This is a genomic window from Hymenobacter rigui, assembly GCF_003944715.1.
Lineage (GTDB): Bacteria > Bacteroidota > Bacteroidia > Cytophagales > Hymenobacteraceae > Hymenobacter > Hymenobacter rigui.
On record NZ_RWIT01000009.1, the window covers coordinates 53,084 to 70,587 of the forward strand.

Annotated in this window: 16 protein-coding genes; 8 read left to right on the forward strand and 8 right to left on the reverse strand. The window is 59.0% G+C overall.

The genetic code is table 11. The annotated features are described in order from the left end of the window. The first annotated feature begins 336 nt into the window (after positions 1–336). Entirely contained in the window at positions 337–756 is a 420-nt protein-coding gene (locus tag EI291_RS15430; RefSeq protein ID WP_125421833.1) for a nucleoside-diphosphate kinase, read from the forward strand. Between the two features lie 174 nt (positions 757–930). Here the strand turns inward: EI291_RS15430 and EI291_RS15435 are convergent, their stop codons facing one another. The 7 genes from EI291_RS15435 to EI291_RS15465 all read right to left on the reverse strand — a co-directional run bounded on the left by EI291_RS15435 (position 931) and on the right by EI291_RS15465 (position 6,614). Further along, positions 931–2,310, reverse strand: coding sequence for a nucleoside permease (locus tag EI291_RS15435; RefSeq protein ID WP_125421836.1), 1,380 nt, complete (start codon positions 2,308–2,310; stop codon positions 931–933). Positions 2,311–2,477: 167 nt separating this feature from the next. Then, a complete protein-coding gene (locus tag EI291_RS15440) occupies positions 2,478–3,587 on the reverse strand; it encodes an alkene reductase (protein WP_125421839.1) in 1,110 nt (369 codons plus the stop codon). Between the two features lie 84 nt (positions 3,588–3,671). Then, entirely contained in the window at positions 3,672–3,941 is a 270-nt protein-coding gene (locus tag EI291_RS15445) for an ArsR/SmtB family transcription factor (RefSeq protein ID WP_125421841.1), read from the reverse strand. A 142-nt stretch (positions 3,942–4,083) separates the two neighbouring features. Then, on the reverse strand, positions 4,084–4,692 hold the full coding sequence (locus EI291_RS15450) for a superoxide dismutase (protein WP_125421844.1): 609 nt from the start codon (positions 4,690–4,692) through the stop codon (positions 4,084–4,086). Positions 4,693–4,811: 119 nt separating this feature from the next. Further along, on the reverse strand, positions 4,812–5,258 hold the full coding sequence (locus EI291_RS15455; RefSeq protein ID WP_125421847.1) for a nucleoside deaminase: 447 nt from the start codon (positions 5,256–5,258) through the stop codon (positions 4,812–4,814). 94 nt (positions 5,259–5,352) lie between these two features. Continuing rightward, positions 5,353–5,907 carry a hypothetical protein gene (locus EI291_RS15460; RefSeq protein ID WP_125421850.1) on the reverse strand — a complete coding sequence of 185 codons (555 nt, stop codon included), beginning with the start codon at positions 5,905–5,907 and terminating at the stop codon, positions 5,353–5,355. 254 nt (positions 5,908–6,161) lie between these two features. After that, the gene (locus tag EI291_RS15465; protein WP_125421853.1) at positions 6,162–6,614 is read right to left on the reverse strand and encodes a hypothetical protein; all 453 of its coding nucleotides are present in this window, start codon (positions 6,612–6,614) and stop codon (positions 6,162–6,164) included. Positions 6,615–6,925: 311 nt separating this feature from the next. On the opposite strand from EI291_RS15465, the gene aspS reads away from it, so the two are divergent. The 3 genes from aspS to EI291_RS15480 all read left to right on the forward strand — a co-directional run bounded on the left by aspS (position 6,926) and on the right by EI291_RS15480 (position 9,421). Next, positions 6,926–8,692 (forward strand): aspartate--tRNA ligase, encoded by a 1,767-nt coding sequence (gene aspS / locus EI291_RS15470; protein ID WP_125421856.1) that lies wholly within the window; start codon positions 6,926–6,928, stop codon positions 8,690–8,692. Between the two features lie 91 nt (positions 8,693–8,783). Next, entirely contained in the window at positions 8,784–9,149 is a 366-nt protein-coding gene (locus EI291_RS15475; RefSeq protein WP_125421859.1) for a hypothetical protein, read from the forward strand. An 80-nt stretch (positions 9,150–9,229) separates the two neighbouring features. Continuing rightward, positions 9,230–9,421, forward strand: coding sequence for a hypothetical protein (locus tag EI291_RS15480; RefSeq protein ID WP_125421862.1), 192 nt, complete (start codon positions 9,230–9,232; stop codon positions 9,419–9,421). Positions 9,422–9,647: 226 nt separating this feature from the next. Here the strand turns inward: EI291_RS15480 and EI291_RS15485 are convergent, their stop codons facing one another. After that, the gene (locus EI291_RS15485; RefSeq protein ID WP_170172674.1) at positions 9,648–10,682 is read right to left on the reverse strand and encodes a phytanoyl-CoA dioxygenase family protein; all 1,035 of its coding nucleotides are present in this window, start codon (positions 10,680–10,682) and stop codon (positions 9,648–9,650) included. A gap of 201 nt (positions 10,683–10,883) precedes the next feature. Between EI291_RS15485 and EI291_RS15490 the strand changes: the two genes are divergently transcribed. From EI291_RS15490 to EI291_RS15505, 4 genes are all read left to right on the forward strand, one after another. Continuing rightward, on the forward strand, positions 10,884–13,952 hold the full coding sequence (locus tag EI291_RS15490) for a sensor histidine kinase (RefSeq protein ID WP_125421868.1): 3,069 nt from the start codon (positions 10,884–10,886) through the stop codon (positions 13,950–13,952). 93 nt (positions 13,953–14,045) lie between these two features. After that, the gene (locus tag EI291_RS15495) at positions 14,046–14,696 is read left to right on the forward strand and encodes a response regulator (RefSeq protein ID WP_125421871.1); all 651 of its coding nucleotides are present in this window, start codon (positions 14,046–14,048) and stop codon (positions 14,694–14,696) included. A gap of 469 nt (positions 14,697–15,165) precedes the next feature. Beyond that, entirely contained in the window at positions 15,166–15,957 is a 792-nt protein-coding gene (locus EI291_RS15500) for a 3'-5' exonuclease (RefSeq protein WP_125421874.1), read from the forward strand. A 138-nt stretch (positions 15,958–16,095) separates the two neighbouring features. Next, positions 16,096–17,403, forward strand: a complete 1,308-nt coding sequence (locus tag EI291_RS15505) for an OmpA family protein (RefSeq protein WP_170172675.1) — start codon at positions 16,096–16,098, stop codon at positions 17,401–17,403. Positions 17,404–17,504 lie beyond the last annotated feature (101 nt).

The window sequence follows — 17,504 nt, forward strand, 5'->3', positions numbered from 1 at the left end:
TTCGGTCGGTTAGGCCGCGTACAAAGGCGGCAAAAGTCGGAAATATTCTGGCTTTCAACAAAACGGCTTGCAGAAAGGTGCAGCCGCCGTGTTGACGACTGTAAGGTTGCCGGCCATGGGAATGTTCCGGAACTGAAAAAATATGAGAAATGTGGAGTTGAATATGAGCAGTGTACTACTCAACGCACCGGTACAGATGAAAAAATGTAGGAGGTCAGGTAGCTAGTGAAAATAGCTCTACCGTATTCCATCAATTCATTCCGTACTTTTGCGGCCGCAAACGCCAGTAGTCTGCACCGTAATAGCATTCATTTCAACCCCAACCATACGAAGCCCATGGCCACGAACCGCACGTTCACGATGATTAAGCCCGATGCTACCCAGGACAACCACATTGGTGGCATCCTGAGCATGATTGAAGAAGGTGGCTTCCGCATCGTTGCTCTGAAAAAAGTACAGCTGACCCCCGAGCGCGCCGGTGAGTTCTACGCCGTGCACAAAGAGCGTCCCTTCTACGGCGACCTGGTGAAGTACATGTCGTCGGGCCCCATTGTAGCGGCTATCCTCGAGAAAGACAACGCCGTGGCTGACTTCCGTACCCTGATTGGCGCTACCAACCCCGCCCAGGCCGCTGAAGGCACCATCCGGAAGAAGTACGCCAAGAGCATCGAAGCCAACGCCGTACACGGCTCGGACTCCGACGAAAACGCCAAAATCGAAGGTGACTTCTACTTCACCGCCGACGAGCAATTCTAAATCACGGATTTAGACGGATTTCTCGGATTACACGAATTCGTTCTGATTTCGCGGTCTGTCTGAAAAGCCGGCCAACAAAAAGCCCGCTTGCTGCTGCAAGCGGGCTTTTTGTTGTATCAAATTATCGTTAGATGCAACGGTGTAAGAATCTATGTAATCCGAAAAATCCGTGATTTAGGCGTTTTCTACGCTCAGGATGGGCTCTACGTGCTCGGCGTCGGCGGTGGCTTCCTGGGGCGTGTGCTTGTGCTTGAACAGGAACACGAACAGCACGGCAATGACCAGAGCGTAGGCGGCAAACGTGAGCCAGATGCCGTGCCAGTCCTTGGTTACGCCGTCGGCGGCGGTGAAGTATTTCTCGATGACGATGCCGCTCACCGAGCTGCCCAGCACGGCCCCGAAGCCGTTGGTCATCATCATGAACAGGCCCTGGGCGCTGGCCCGGATGCTGGAAGCCGTCTGGGTTTCCACGAACAACGAGCCCGAGATATTGAAGAAGTCGAAGGCCATGCCGTAGATGATGCATGACAGAATAATCATCCAAAGGCCCGACTGCAGGTCGCCAATAGCAAACAGACCGAAACGGAGTACCCACGCAACCATGCTGAACAGCATCACTTGCTTAATACCGAAACGACGCAGGAAGAAAGGAATAGCGAGGATAAATAGCGTTTCCGAAATCTGCGAGATGGACATGATGATGGCCGGATAAGTCGCCGCTAGGCTGCTGAAAGTATCACCCGGATGATTCAGCAGAGCAGATAGTACCAGTTTAAATGCCTCCCAGCCAGTAGTGCCTTCCGGTACAATGGAAGCTGAAGGCACCATTGTGCTGCCCAAATCGTGCAGGAAGGTGTCGCCGTAGGCGTTGGTGAGCTGCAGGGCGGCACCCAGCAGCAGCGCGAACAGGAAGAAGGTGAGCATCTTGGGGTCGCGCAGCAGGGCAAACGACTTCAGGCCCAGCACATCAATAAGTGAGCGGCTGGGCGTGTCTTTGGCCGTGGGCGGGCAGGCGGGCAGCGTGAAGGAGTAGATGCCCAGCGCAAAAGCCGCGGCGGCGGCCACGTAGAACTGGCTGGCCGATTTCTCGAAGCCCAGCAAGCTCACCGTCCACATAGCCACAATGAAGCCGATTGTGCCCCACACCCGGATGGGCGGGTAGTCCTTCACCACGTCCAGACCCTGGCGCTTCAGCACCGAGTACGACACGGCAATGCTGAGGGCCAGCGTGGGCATGTAGAAAATCATGTTCAGCAGAATCACCCAGAAGAAGGTGCCGGGGTCCGTTACCATAGGCACCGTGCACAGCACCACCCCGCCCAGAATATGCAGGATGCCGTAGAGTTTCTCGGCATTCACATACTTATCGGCAATGATGCCCATGATGGAGGGCATGAAGATGGAGGCAATGCCCATCGTGGAGAAGATGGCTCCAAACTGCGCCCCCGACCATTGCTTGGTCTGAAACCAGTACGCCCCGATGGTTATCAGCCACGAGCCCCAGATGAAAAACTGTAAAAAGCTCAGAATAGTGAGACGCAGCTTGGTACTCATGCAACTACTGGTGAGGAAAGTGGGGGGAACACAATTTGAAACCTAAAGATACAAGAATTCTCTGCGGTGAAAATTCGCCTGGGTTGGGCCGTGGGCACGGCCAGAACGCAAACTGCCCCCCGGCCAGCAGGCCGGAGGGCAGGTAGAAGGGTCGTTGCGCGTGGTGCTTACGCCTGAGCCGTAGCCAGCGCGGGGTAATCGGTGTAGCCCTGGTGGAAGCCTTCGGGGCCGGGAGCGTAGAAGGTAGAGGGGTCGGGCTGGGTGAGCTCGGCACCCTGCTCCAGACGAGCTACCAGATCGGGGTTGGCAATGAAGGCGCGGCCGAAGGCTACGAGGTCGGCGCGGCCGCTCTGCAGGTCGGCTTCGGCACGGTCTACATCGTAGCCGCCGCTCAGGATGAGCGTGTTGGTGAACTTCTCGCGCAGGCCGGCAATAATGCTGGCCGGCACGGCCGGAGCGCCCATGCTCTCGTGGTTCACAATGTGCAGGTACACCAGATTCAGCTTCTGCAGCTCGGCGGCCAGGTGCAGGTACAGCGCGTCGATGTCGTCGAAGGTGGGAGCTACGTCGTTGAAGGCCCCGTAGGGCGACACGCGGATGCCCACGCGCTCCGCCCCAATGGCGGCTACCATCCCCTGGGCAATTTCCAGCACGAAGCGGGCCCGGTTCTCGAAGGAGCCGCCGTATTCGTCGGTGCGCTGGTTGCTCTTGGGGTTCAGGAACTGGTCGATGAGGTAGCCGTTGGCGGCGTGGATTTCTACGCCATCAAAGCCAGCCTCCACGGCCAGTTTGGCCGAGTTGATGTACTCCTGCACCACTTCCTTCACCTCGGCGGTGGTCAGCTCGCGCGGGGTGGGCTGGGGCTGCATCTGCTGCTGGTCGGTCCACATATCACCGGCGGCGGCAATAGCCGAAGGGGCTACAATTTCGGCGTCAGCGGCCATGTTGAGCGGGTGCGAAATGCGGCCCGTATGCATCAGCTGCACGAAGATATGGCCGCCCTTGGCGTGCACGGCATCGGTTACCAGCTTCCAGCCGGCCACCTGCTCGGGCGTGAACAAACCGGGAATGCGGGCGTAGCCCAGGCCGTTAGCCGAGGGCGAGGTGCCTTCCGTAACGATGAGGCCGGCCGTAGCGCGCTGGGCATAATATTCGGCCTCCAGAGGGCCGGGCACGTTGCCCAGGGCGCGGCTGCGCGTCATGGGGGCCATTACGATATGATTCTGGAGCGTGAGGTTGCCCAGTTTGGCGGGCGAGAAAAGCTTCTTGGTTGTCATGTGCAGTTGATGCTGAGGTATAACGCGGCTATAAAGCATCAACTAATCGAAATGTTTCGATGGGTTTAAAGAAATTTTTTGCGCCTAGCCCAGCGTGTCAAAAAACGAGGCCAGCCCGCGCAGGGCCTCCCGGTTCAGGGTGATGTTCACGCACCGGCCACACTTCTGGGTCTGCACCAGGCCGCTGTCGGCCAGAATCTTGAGGTGGTGCGACACACAGGGCTGGGAAAGGCCCGTCAGTTCCTGTACTTCAGCAAAAGCCAATTGGTCTTGCTGGCTGAGCGCCAGTACAATATTGAGCCGATACTTATCTGCTAATGCTCCGGCCGATTTGGCTACCAGTTGTGTATCCATAGACAAGCAAGATAAAGAAATTTGCCCACCAAGGGCGGCGGCTGGCGTGTAGCCAAAACCGCTCCGGTTTCCGGTCAGCAGAACAAAAAAAGAAGGCTGCCTGAGCGGCAGCCTTCCTGAATGCTAACGACGCGGAACGCGCTTAGGCGGCTTCGGTGAAGCGCTTGTTCACCTCGTCCCAGTTGATGAGGTTGAAGAAGGCGGCAATGAAGTCGGGGCGACGGTTTTGGTACTTGAGGTAGTAGGCGTGCTCCCACACGTCGAGGCCCAGTACCGGAGTGCCTTTGCAGCCGGTGTCGGGCATCAGCGGGTTGTCCTGGTTGGGGGTGGAGCAGATTTGCACCGAGCCATCGGCCTGCTTGCACAGCCACGCCCAGCCCGAGCCGAAGCGGCCCACGGCGGCTTTAGTGAATTCTTCCTTGAACTTCTCATAGCTGCCGAAAGCCTTATTGATGGCTTCGCCAACAGCACCGGTGGGCTCACCGCCCCCGTTGGGGCTCAGAATCTGCCAGAAGAAGGAGTGGTTCCAGTGGCCGCCGCCGTTATTGCGTACCGGCGCGGGGGCCGAAGCAATGTTCTGCAGCAGGTCCTCTAGGCTCTTGCCTTCCAGGTCGGTGCCGGCAATGGCGTTATTGAGGTTGGTAACGTAGGCCTGATGGTGCTTGCTGTGGTGGATTTCCATGGTTTGCGCATCAAAGTGCGGCTCCAGGGCATCGTAGGCGTAGGGCAGTTTGGGCAGTTCGAAAGCCATAATGGAAAGTGTTTAGGGTGAAAAGGGAGAGGAAACAACAGGCTGCCACGCTCCAGGCGCAGCACGCTGTAGTAACCTGCGGAACCCGATTTGGGTTACGCAGGTCGGCCAAAAGTAGCCTATTTCCGCTTCCGGGCGAAGAACTCCCGCATCAGGGCCTCGCACTCATCGGCCAGCACGCCGCTCACCACTTCGGCCCGGGGGTGCAGCAGCTGGCCGTGACGACGGTACCCGAATTTGGGCTCGGCCGCTCCGTACACCACCCGGCGCACCTGGGCCCAGGCCGTGGCCCCGGCGCACATCACGCAGGGCTCCACCGTCACGTACAGGGTGCATTCCTGCAGGTACTTGTTGCCCACGTAGTTGGCGGCGGCCGTGAGAGCCAGCATTTCGGCGTGGGCCGTCACGTCCTGCAGCTTCTCGGTTTGGTTATAGGCGCGGGCAATGATGCGCTTGTCCAGCACCACCACGGCCCCAATCGGAATTTCGTCTTCCTCAAACGCGTACCGCGCCTGCTTTAGTGCCTCCCGGATGTATTGCTCGTCGGAGTGGAGGGAAAGGGTCATGGGCTGGTGAAGTTGCGAAAGGTGAAATTGTGAATGTATTGGGCTGATGAAACGGAAAAGCAATTCACAATTTCACCTTTCACAACTTCACCACTTATTTCATCACAATGCTCTGCATCACAGCCTGGGCGATGGGCTGCCACTGGGGCTGCTCGTCGGCGGGGGCGTCGAAGGTGAATACGTAGAGCTGGTCGCCTTCAATGGCGTATTGTACGAACTGGTACTTGCGGATGGGGGCGAGGTTGCCGCCGCGGCGGTTGTCGGTTACCGTCGATACAAACTCCAGTACCACGAAGTCACGCTTATTTACTGTCTGGATATCCTCGCGCAGGAACTGCACCTTGCTGTACAGGTTCTGCACACTGGCTTTATAGATTTTCAGCAGTAGCGCATAGTCCTTGTTGGTGAACGTACTGGGCTTTTGCTGCACGCTCAGGTCCACGCGGCCGCTGGGGTTGCTGAACACAGCCAGCGGCTTGCGCGGCGAGGGATACTTGGCGGCAATACCATCATCGGGCAGGGCGGCAAAGCCCTCTGGCACGCCGAGGCTGATGTTTTTGCCCACGGCAGTTTTCTTCAGCTTAGGGCCGGCAAAGGCCAGCAGCGCCCCCAGCATCAGCAATAGTGGGGCAAAACGAAGTAGTTTCATGGCGTAAAGTAACGCAACCCGCCGCAAGGGGCCGGGTGCAGGGTGAAGGAAGAAAACACGGGCCAGAATCCGCCGCGTTCAAACGCAAAGCTCCGAAGCCGTAACGACTCCGGAGCTTGTATCAGTGCGAAACCGCCATAGGGTGCAGGGCTTGTCCCCGCCCGTCGTTGTTTGTGTGCATCCGAGGCTGATAACCGCTTACCAGCTGTAACAATGGCGGGCGGGGGCAAGCTCCGCTCCCTACTGTGCTTGGCTTAGCGGCGCTTTTTGGTGATGGCTACCGATGGGTACTTGATGCTCACTTTTTTCCAGTACACATAGTTGCCGGTTTTGGCCTCGATGAGGTAGGTGCCGGCCGGGATACGACCCAAGTCCACGGGCTCACCGGTGTTGTTGGCCGGGTCGAGGGCGGTGGTGTACACGGGCTGTTTCTTATAGTTGGTCATCACCAGCGTGCCGGGCTTGGTGAACTGCTGGGTGAAGCTGAGCATAATACTCTGCCCGCTCGACGACGGGAATACGTCGATGCCCGAGAGGGTTTCCACGCGCTTGATGGGACCGTTGAGCGTTACGGGCTCGGCTTCCGACTTGGTTTTGACCTCAGTGCCGTCGGCAGCTTTGGTTTTGGTTTTCACCTTGGTCTGAGCCTGCACGGCCGAGAAGGAGAGGAGCGTGGCGGCCAGGGCGAGCAGAACGGGGCGTTTCATATGCGGTAAAAAAGAGTGTAGCGAAGGGAAGTTGGTTCGGGGAGGCTTGTTTGCATACTCCGTACCAATTTTTGCGCAAGCTTACGCAAAACCTTCGCAAAGCGCCGAAAACCGGCTTTACACGCTGTTTGCCGGGTGCCGGAAGCCAATAAAAGGCAGCAGGCCGTGCATTCCTACTTATTTTTCCTGCCTACCTTCGTTATTGGTAGTGCTTAGGGCTTGGCGCGTAGTGCTTAGGCCCGGCTTCGGGCTCGAGCCCGCCCAACAGTGGCATAAGCACTACGCACCAGGCACTAAACTCTACAACCGAAATGCTCCGGACTCATACCTGCGGCGAATTGCGCCCCGAACACGTTGGTCAAACCGTTACGCTCTGCGGCTGGGTGCAGCGCACCCGCGACAAAGGCGGCATTCTGTGGGTGGACCTGCGCGACCGGTACGGCCTCACGCAGCTGGCCCTGGAAGAAGGCGTGGAAACGGCCGAAGTGCGCGAGCAGGCCCGGCAGCTGGGCCGCGAGTTTGTGCTGTGCGTGACCGGCAAAGTGGCCGAGCGTCACTCCAAAAACGACAAAATGCCCACCGGCGGCATCGAAATTCGGGTGGAGAAGCTGGAGGTGCTCAACCCCGCCAAGCTGCCGCCCTTCCTGATTGAGGACGACACCGACGGCGGCGACGACCTGCGGATGAAGTACCGCTACCTGGACCTGCGCCGCGCCCCCGTGCGCCAGAACCTGATGCTGCGCCACCGCGTGGCCCAGGCCACCCGCCGCTACCTCGACGGCCAGGAGTTCATTGAAGTGGAAACGCCGGTGCTCATCAAGAGCACGCCCGAAGGCGCCCGCGACTTTGTGGTGCCTTCCCGCATGAACCCCGGCGAGTTCTACGCCCTGCCCCAGAGCCCCCAAACATTCAAGCAGCTGCTGATGGTGTCGGGCTTCGACCGGTATTTCCAGATTGTGAAGTGCTTCCGCGACGAGGACCTGCGGGCCGACCGTCAGCCCGAATTCACGCAGATTGACTGCGAAATGTCGTTTGTGGAGCAGGAAGACATCCTCAACACCTTCGAAGGGCTGGTGCAGTACCTGTTCCGCGAGGTGAAGAACCTGGAAATCGGCCAGCTGCCCCGCATGACTTACGCCGACGCCATGCGCTATTACGGTAACGACAAGCCCGACACGCGCTTCGAGATGAAATTCGTGGAGCTGAACGACGTGGCCAAGGGTCACGGCTTCCCGGTGTTTGAGGCCGCCGGTCTGGTGGTGGGCATCTGCGCCACCGGCGCGGCCAGCTACACCCGCAAGCAGCTCGACGAGCTGACCGAGTACGTGAAGCGCCCCCAGATTGGTGCCACCGGCCTGGTGTACGCCCGCGTGGAAGCCGATGGTCAGGTTAAGTCTTCGGTGGATAAGTTTTACTCGCAGGAGGTGCTGCAGCAGTGGAAAGCCGCCTTCAATGCCCAGCCCGGCGACCTGCTGCTGATTCTGGCCGGCGAACCGAACAAAACCCGCAAGGCGCTTTCGGAGCTGCGCCTGGAAATGGGCCAGCGCCTCGGCCTGCGCGACAAAGATACCTTCTCGGCCCTGTGGGTGGTGGATTTCCCGCTGCTGGAGTACATCGAGGAGGAAGGCCGCTACTTCGCCATGCACCACCCCTTCACCTCGCCCAAACCCGAAGACGTAGCTCTACTGGCCTGGCCCGATACGATTGGGGAAGTGCGCGCCAATGCCTACGACATGGTGATTAACGGCGTGGAAGTAGGCGGCGGCTCCATCCGCATCCACGACCGCACGGTGCAGGCCCAGATGTTCGGGCTGCTCGGCTTCAGTCCCGAGGAGGCCCAGGCCCAGTTCGGCTTCCTGCTCGACGCCTTTGAGTACGGCGCGCCGCCCCACGGTGGCATTGCCTTCGGCTTCGACCGTCTCTGCAGCCTCTTCGGCGGCGCCGACAGCATCCGCGACTTCATTGCCTTCCCCAAAAACAACTCCGGCCGCGACGTGATGATTGACTCGCCCTCCCAGATTTCGGACGCGCAGCTGAAGGAGCTGAGCATAAAAACCGATGTGGTAGCGGGCAAGTAAGCTGATGAGTTCAAATTCAGGGAAAGACGAATCGCAGACCTTCGAGCACGAGATACACTACTCACAGAGTAGTATTGTAGCTGATGGATTTTTGGCTTTACTTTTCCTTGGAATAGCCATTTGGATTGCGGTAATAGGTAGCTTTTGGAGCGCTCTATTTTTCAGTGGAATAGCTTTGTTTACTGTATTCCGTGCAGTGAAACGAGCACGGGTTTCTGGCCCGGCCCTAAAATTTGGCCGGGCCGGAATATGGACTGAGAAGCTTGGTATGAAAGCCTGGCATCAGGTTACTGCAGCGATTCAAGTACATGTGGGTACCCAAGGTAATGCTTCGAACTATTTGTCTATTATGCAGCGCAGTAGTGCCGAATTAGTACTGCAACGCATTTTAGTTGATGATCTAGACGTCGACGAACGAACCTTGCAGGTGTGGTTAAAGAAATACACTGCTGGTTAACTTTGCTACCACTTTATCAGGTAACAAAAGCGGCGTCTGATACATCAGACGCCGCTTGTTGTTTTTATTATTTTCAGTGTATGAATATCGATTTGGAAAGCGCCTTCATCAACGAATATGTGGTGAAGAATAAGCGCCAGCGCTACTTAGGCTTTATTACGTTACCGAAGCGGCGAAAGACATTTCTTGAAATGCTTTATCATGGTCGAGACTTGGATAAAGGTAGGTTTGAGGCGGTAGGGGGTAATTATGAGATAGAAATAGGAAAATGAATAAAGGGCAGGCAAATCACCTCCTGTTACATCATTTCCGTCAATTCAGCTTTGGATGGCAGGCAGATGCCTGTTAAAAATGCTCTGGCGGAAATTGTAGCGTATACCGAAGGTATCATACTGATATTCGGACAATGCGAGCTTATCTATTACCTGGGCGAAGCACCCCATAACGAATATCTGAGCTTATGAACTGCTCGTGATGCTTCAGGATGATTTAGCGTCTTTACCGCCACACCATGTTTTCCTTGAACTCCACCGGGTACATGTTCAGATACTGCACGATACGCGGATACGTGCCGCGGTTGGGGCTGCTGCCGTGGGGCAGGAAATGGTGCCAGATGACGAAATCCCCGGCATTGGCGGCAATGGGTACGGCCTGCGCATTCAGGTTGACGCAGCGCGGGTCGGTGCCGGGCGGCAGGCTGTTCAGCCACGTTTCCAGCGTACGGTGAAAGCCGGGCACACAGCAGAAGGCGCCCTGTTCAGCGGGCGTATCACAGAGGTAGAGCAGGCCCTGGGTGCCGAAGCGGAACGGAGGCTGCAGGCTCATATCCCAGTGCAGGTGCGGGCCCTGGAAGGGTAAGTTTGGGGTTTCGGGCGGGTTGAAGCTGGTACGGTCGGTGGTTTTCCAGAGGTCAGCCGTTTTCCAGAGCTGGGCAAAGGCTTTGTGGATGCGCCTGGACTGCCGGTTGGCCTGCAGCGTAGGGTGGTGATAAAACTCCATCATAATGCCCTTGCCAATAGGCCGCTGGTACCATGTGGCCGGCTCGTGCGGGTTCATGCCCAAGGCTTCCCACACGGCCAGCTCCGTGGCCCGAGCCTGCTCCTGAGAAATGGCCTCCCGGACTATCACATAGCCGTTTTCTGCCCAGAAAGCCAGGTCGTCGGGGCTGAGGACGTCGGGATCCTGCTCCAACTCGCGCAGACTTTCCTGCAACGCTTCAGGGTATGACTGGCCGGAAAACAGACTGTTCAACCGGGCAATCTGGAGCGGGTCGGGCTGACCATTGTGCTTCTGCCGAATCCACTGCTCAAACTCCGAAAAGCTGGGGGCGTGCTGCCCCAGGTATTGCAGGGTTTCTTCTAGGGGCAGGCCCAGACCGTTCAGCAGCAGATTGTCCAGCCGCCAGCTGTCGGGAGTTGGCTCCTGGAATACCCCCTGGCGCTTAGCCATACTGCGGGACCAGAAGTTTTTCAGATACAACACCCCCAGCTCGCCGGTTTCCTCTGGGTTGCTGATAGAGTAAGATGATGCCATAGCGGTTCTGAAACAGTGGATGCGCCACCTGTTGCGGCCTGTAGTTCGTGTGAGGCCGCCAATATACACTTGCTGTGAGGAGAACCGGTGTACAGCATTGCAAACAGCAAGTGTGCTCTCTGGACAGACAACTGCAGGACAGAGGCGCATAATGACAGTAATTCGATAGATTCAGCCACCAGATCAGGCAGCTGTTATGCTATGAACTATTTCACTGTCGTTCGGATACTTGCGTGCGGCCTGATAGCCGCCCTGCTGGTCCGGCCGCTCCATGCCCAGCCGGCACCCGTGTTTCGCACCCTCACAGCCCAGGATGGCCTGGTCCAGAACAGCGTGCTGGCGGCCGTGCAGGACCAGCGGGGCTTCATGTGGCTGGGCACCCAGGATGGCCTTTCCCGTTACGACGGCAGCCAGTGCCGCACCTTTCGCAACGACCCCCAGCGCCCCGGCAGCCTCAGCAGCAACTTCATTCTCTCACTCACTGAGGACCGCGCCGGTACCTTATGGGTGGGCACGGGTGGGGGCGGGGTCTGCCGTTACTCGCCGCTGACCGGTCGGTTTCAGGTATTCCAGACCTCGACGCCTGACACTACCGGCCTCACCGACGACTTTATTCGGGCATTGCTGACCGACCGACAGGGCCGTGTGTGGGTGGGTACCGAAGGAGGGCTGCACCGCTGGAATGCTAAAGCGCAACGCTTCCGATCTATTCAGGCCGCAGGTATTTCCCTGGTGCGTGGAAACTCCATTCGGGCCCTGGCTGCTACTCCTGCTGGGCAGCTATGGGTGGGTACCGGAGCCGGGCAGGTGGCGTGGTTCGACAGCATCCGGCAGCAGCTGAGGCCGCTGATCAGTTTTTATGCCGCCAGTCCTATAACGGCGTTGGCCGTGGGGCCAGCGGGTACTCTGTGGGTCGGCACCGAAGCGAATGGCCTATACCAGTTGACTACCAGTGGCGCAGGAAAAGTGCTGCGGAGCTACCAGGCCGCGCCCGGTGGACTGGCAGGCAACAGCATCCGGGCGCTGTGCTTCGTGCCCGATGGGCGGCTGTGGATTGGTACGGCCACGGGATTAAGCTGCCTGAACCCCGGTACGCAACAACTGACCACGGTTCATCAGCAGCCAGGCCAGCCGCTGAGTCTGCCTTCCGATGCCATTCAGAGCATCACCCTCGACCGGCTGGGTCTGGTCTGGGTCGGAACCGATAAGGGCATAGCCCGCTGCGACTCCCGGCCTCCGGCGTTCGGAGCCGTGCCGCTTGGGGCTGCCATGGGCGTATGGGCCGTGCTGGAAGCCCCCGATGGCACCGTGTGGGTCGGTACGGAAAGCCAGGGGCTGGCGCGCTACCAGGCAGGTACCGGCCAGCGGCAGATGTTTCAGTATGATGCCCGCAACCCCGCCAGCCTCAGTCAGGATTACGTGCGTGCCCTGTGCCTGGACCGGGCCGGCAGGCTGTGGATAGGCACCCAGAACCAGGGCCTCGACTGCCTGGAGCCGGGCAGCAGCCGGTTTCGCCATTTCCGTCATCAGCCCACCAATCCGGCTTCCCTGGGGGATAATTTCATCCGGGCGCTGTACGAAGATAGTCGGGGCCGCATCTGGATTGGGACGGAAGGCGGCCTGAGCCAATACACGCCTGCTACCGGCCGGTTCCGCACGTTCCGGAACACCCCCGGCGACTCCGCTAGCCTTGGCAATAATTTTGTGCGCGTGATGCTGGAAGACCGGCGGCGGGACGTGCTCTGGATTGGAACGGGCGGGGGCGGCCTTAACTGCCTGGATATGCGCACGGGCCGGTTCCGCAGCTACCGCGCCAATGCCCGCAACCCGCGCAGCCTCAGCAGCAACTTTGTGCGCTCCTTGCTGCAGGATCACAACGGAACTATTTGGGTAGGTACGGAAGGTGGTGGCCTGTGCCGGCTGAATGATGCCCGAAAAGGCTGGTTTACTACGTACCGGGAGCCACAGGGCCTGCCCAATGATGTGGTGTATGGCTTGCTGGAAGATGCACAAAAGCACCTGTGGCTGTCCACCAACAAAGGCCTGGCCCGCTTTACCCCCGCCACCAAACAGATCCTCACTTTTGATCAGCAAGCCGGTCTACTACAGGATGAGTACAATGCCGGAGCCGCTCATCGGGGCCGCACGGGCCTGCTGTATTTCGGCGGCGTGAACGGACTGGTGGTGTTCCGGCCCGCTGCTGTTCGGCCTAACACGGTACTGCCGCCGGTGGTACTCACGGGCCTGCGCCGCCTCAACCAACCCCTCGACCTGCCCGATACCAGTATCACGGAGCGGCGGGTGCTGCGCCTCTCGCCCCAGGATTACGTGTTTACGCTGGAATTTGCGGCGCTCAACTACCGGCAGCCCGAGAAAAACCGCTACGCGTATCTGCTGGAAGGCTTTGATCCGGACTGGGTATCCACGGGTGTGCGGCACGAGGCAACGTATTCCAACCTGGACCCCGGTACCTATACCTTCCGGGTGCGGGCTACCAACAACGACGGCCTGTGGAACCCGATAGGCACTACCCTGCGCATTGTGGTGGACCCGCCCTGGTACCGTACCTGGTGGTTCCGGATTGGGCTGAGCTGGGTAGTGTTTGCGCTGCTGTTTCTGCTGTACCGGCTGCGGGTGCGGCAGCTGCTGGCTCTGGAGCAGGTGCGCCACGGCATTGCCCGCGACCTGCACGATGACATGGGCTCCACGCTCAGTAGCATCTCCATTCTCAGCCAGATTGCCCGCAACCACCAGCGTCAGCACCGGCCCGAGCAGGCTGCCGCCGTGCTGGAGCAGATTGGCGACTCCTCGCGCCGTATGCTGGACGCCATGGACGATATCGTGTGGGCCATCAACCCCGCCCACGATGGGCTGGATGACGTGACGGCCCGCATGCGCCGGCTGGCCTCGGAGGTGCTGGAGTCGGCGGGTATTGACTTTACGTTCCGGGCCGATGCTGCTCTGCAAAGTCTGCGGTTTGATATGCGGGCCCGGCGGGAGTTTTTTCTGCTGTTCAAGGAGGCTCTCAACAACCTGGTCAAATATGCCCACTGCCACCACGCGGCCATTACGCTGGAATACCGGCAGGGGCGGCTGCTGCTCATGGTGCAGGATGATGGCGTAGGGTTCGATCTGGCTGCTCCGGCCCAGGGTGGCGGCAACGGCCTCACCAACATGCGCACCCGCGCCGAAGCCCTGCACGGCCAGCTGACTATTCAATCGGCCCCCGGCAAAGGCACTATCCTGCGCCTGAGCGTACCAATGGGCTGAATGAGGCCTCATTCCGCTCACATCATCATGCAGTAGCATCTCGTAAGCGGGCTGAGTATCTTAGCTAAAATCCCCCTCCTGTCACGTGTCATCATGCAAGCCGCCTCACGCGTTCTGATTTATGAAGATAATCCCGACCTACGGGCCAGCCTGAGCCAGCTGCTGAGCAGTGCCCCGGAGTTGGAACTCGCCGCGGCGTTGGGAAACTGCACCCGGGCCGAAGAGGACGTGGCGCAGTTTCAGCCGGATGTAGTGCTGATGGATATCGACATGCCCGGCTGTACGGGCATTGAAGGGCTGCGCCGCATTAAGCAGGTAGCGCCCCACATTCAGGTGGTGATGCTCACGGTATTCGAGGAGAATGAGCGGGTGTTTGAGGCCGTGTGCGCTGGTGCCGATGGATACCTGCTGAAAAAGACGCCCCCAATCAAAATACTGGAAGCCATTGGCGAAGTCCGGTCCGGGGGCGCGCCCATGACGCCCGCCATTGCCCGCCAAGTGTTGCGGCTGTTCCCGCGGCCTATGCCCCGGCAGCAACCCGATGAGCAGAACGGCGTTTTGAGTGCCCGGGAGCAGGAAATTCTGCGGCTGCTGGTGGAAGGCTATAGCTACAAGATGATTGCCGCCGACCGGGGAATCAGTATCGACACCGTCCGTTCTCACATCAAAAAAATCTACGAGAAACTGCACGTACGCTCCATGACGGAGGCCGTGAGCAAAGCCCTGCGTCAGGGGCTCACGTAGCTGTCGGCAGGAGGTAGTGCTGGCGCTGATACGGCCCACGTGCTCACCGATTCACATCATTATGCTATTGATTCGGGTAGGGTGATTATGCAAATTGCTAGTGCCCAACGGCTCCGGCGAAGCAGCTTCTGGTTGCGGGACATCCGGGGCCGGCTGGGCGGCCGCCTTACTTGCTCCCAACGCCATGCGCAAACCTCGCCGTCAACTGCTGATTACTTTGCTGGGTCTTTGGCTTACCAACCGCCCTGCGTTGGCCTGATGCCATCCATTGCGTCCGGCTCCTATTCCTTGCAGCGCATCTGACAGGTACGCTGCCCGCATCTGTTATGGCCCGCCTTACCCCGCTATCTGCCGGGTGGGGCGGGCCTTTTTAGATCTTCTCGTTTGCCTCAGAATGCGGTGCTACGCTGCTTTTGCCATTGTTACCTCCTATATTTCCTTATTCGCTCCGCCTTATTGCTCCGTTGCTATGCGCCTGCTCCGCGACCTGAAGCTCGATGAAGTATTCGTGCTCGATATTGAAACCGTGCCTTGCGTGGGCAACCACGACGACCTGCACGAGATGCTGAAGGAACTGTGGGAGCACAAGTGTCACGCCCTGCGCCGCGAGAAAGGCTGGATTTCCCACCACGACCATATTGCGCCTCTGCCCGATACTTTGCACGCCGCCGCCCTGTTTGAGCAGGCCGGCATTTACGCCGAGTTCGGGCGGGTGGTGTGCATTTCGCTGGGCCGGTTCCGCACGGCCGCCGATGGGCGAGTGAGCTTCAGCGTGAAGTCGTTTTACGGGCACGATGAGCGGCAACTGCTGCGGGAGTTCAGCGCCGTTATCAGCCAGCGGCCCCAGTTCCGGCTGTGCGGCCACAACGCCAAAGAGTTCGATTTACCCTACCTGTCGCGCCGCATCCTCATTAACGGCCTGGAACTGCCCCCGCACCTGGATACGGCCGGGAAAAAGCCCTGGGAAGTGAGCCACCTGGATACCATGGAGCTGTGGAAGTTCGGGGACCGGAAGTCCTTTACCTCCCTGAGTCTGCTGGCCGCCATGTTCGGCATTCCCACGCCCAAAGACGACATTCAGGGCAAGGACGTGGCGCGGGTGTATTATCAGGAAAAGGACTTGCCGCGTATTGCGCGCTACTGCCAGAAGGACATTATCACCACGGCCCGGCTGCTCCAGAAATTCCGGGGTGAGGAGCCTTTCCCGGACGAAGCCGTGGTCTATGCCAATGAAGAAACCGTGGTGCTGCGTCGCGCCTGATATCTCGCTACGCACCCTTTTTCTGTGCCCCACAGCTGCCGGCTCTGTAAAAGAGGCGGCGCTTTTTTTGTCCTTTATGATAAATATTTAAATAAAAAATGTAGTTTTATTTATGTTGGATTTAACGGGATGGTAAGAATGGAACAGACTCTGACAAGCGTTACGCAATTCTCTTTCAGCCACGACCTGCTGGAGCAGCTGGCGCAGGAAACCCAGGAAAGTGTTAGTACACTCCGTGCCGCCCTCACTCGGGCCGTTCCGGTTGCCGTACAGGCATTGGCCGGTCGGGTAAGCGGACCCGATGGCCCGGCCACCATCTGGAAGCTGGGCCGCGAAGCCTACGGAGCCAGTGTGCTGGAGCCCATGGCCGCCGAAATCCACCAGGGCTGGATTACCCGGGGCGAATCGTTGATGCGCGGTTTGCTGGGCGAAACCTACCACTTTACCGCTCTGCGGATAGCTACGGCGGCCAATTTTGGGCTGCCGGCCGCCGAGCGGGTATTGAGCGCGGCGGCCGTGGCGGCATTGGGCGTCATCGGGGAGCATAGTCAGGAGCACAATCTCACGCCCGAGGCACTGGCCACTTGGCTGGTGCAGGAGGGCAGCAGCCTGTCCGGGACACTGCTGCCGGAAACGTCCGCAACGCCCGCTGTACCCGGTCTGAATTCCGCAACGGCTTCAACAAGCCTCACTGCGGGAACATGGGCCCCGGCAGGAGGGGGGCAGACGTATACGCCCCCGGCACCTCCGCTACCAGCGCGCACGCCGGTGCGGTGGCAGTGGGGGGCATTGCTGCTGGCCGCTGTGGTGCTGGGCTACGTATTTGGTAACTGGCAGGATCTACGCTTTGGGGCAGACAGAAACTCGTTGGCTGCTACCACGGCCGTCACGCCAACGCCTGCCAACGGTACTACCGCCCCCGACGGACAGCCCGGCCGCTACGATGCCAGCAGCGGCAACTACATCTACGACACCGGCCAGCCACTCATCCTGCACCTGGCCGACGGCACTACCCAGAAGGTAGGGGCTACTTCTACCGAAAACCGACTCTACACCTTCCTGGCCGATCCTACCCAACAGGTAGATTCCGTGAACCGGACTAAGGGCTGGATCAACTTTGATAGGGTATACTTTGAGCCTGGGGCCACCACCCTCACTGATGAGTCGTTTCTGCAACTGCGTAACGTGGCCAGCATCCTCAAAACCTTCCCGACTTCGATAGTGAAAATAGGAGGGTACACTGATAGCACCGGCAACCCGCTCAAAAACTTCCAGCTCAGTGAGGAACGGGCCAAAACGGCCATGCTGGCCATTGCCGGTATGGGTGTTGATATCAATCGGGTGCAGGCCAAAGGCTACGGCGGTAAGTACTTCATCACACCCAACACCACGCCCGAAGGCCGCGCCCTCAACCGCCGCATCAGCATTCGGGTAATTAAGAAGTGAGTAGCATGGGGTGGCGTTGAAGCTGTTGAGGAAGTTATCCGACCAAGTTGAACGTCATACAGAGGCGTAGCGAAGCATGACGTTCAACTTGGTTCCTGAAC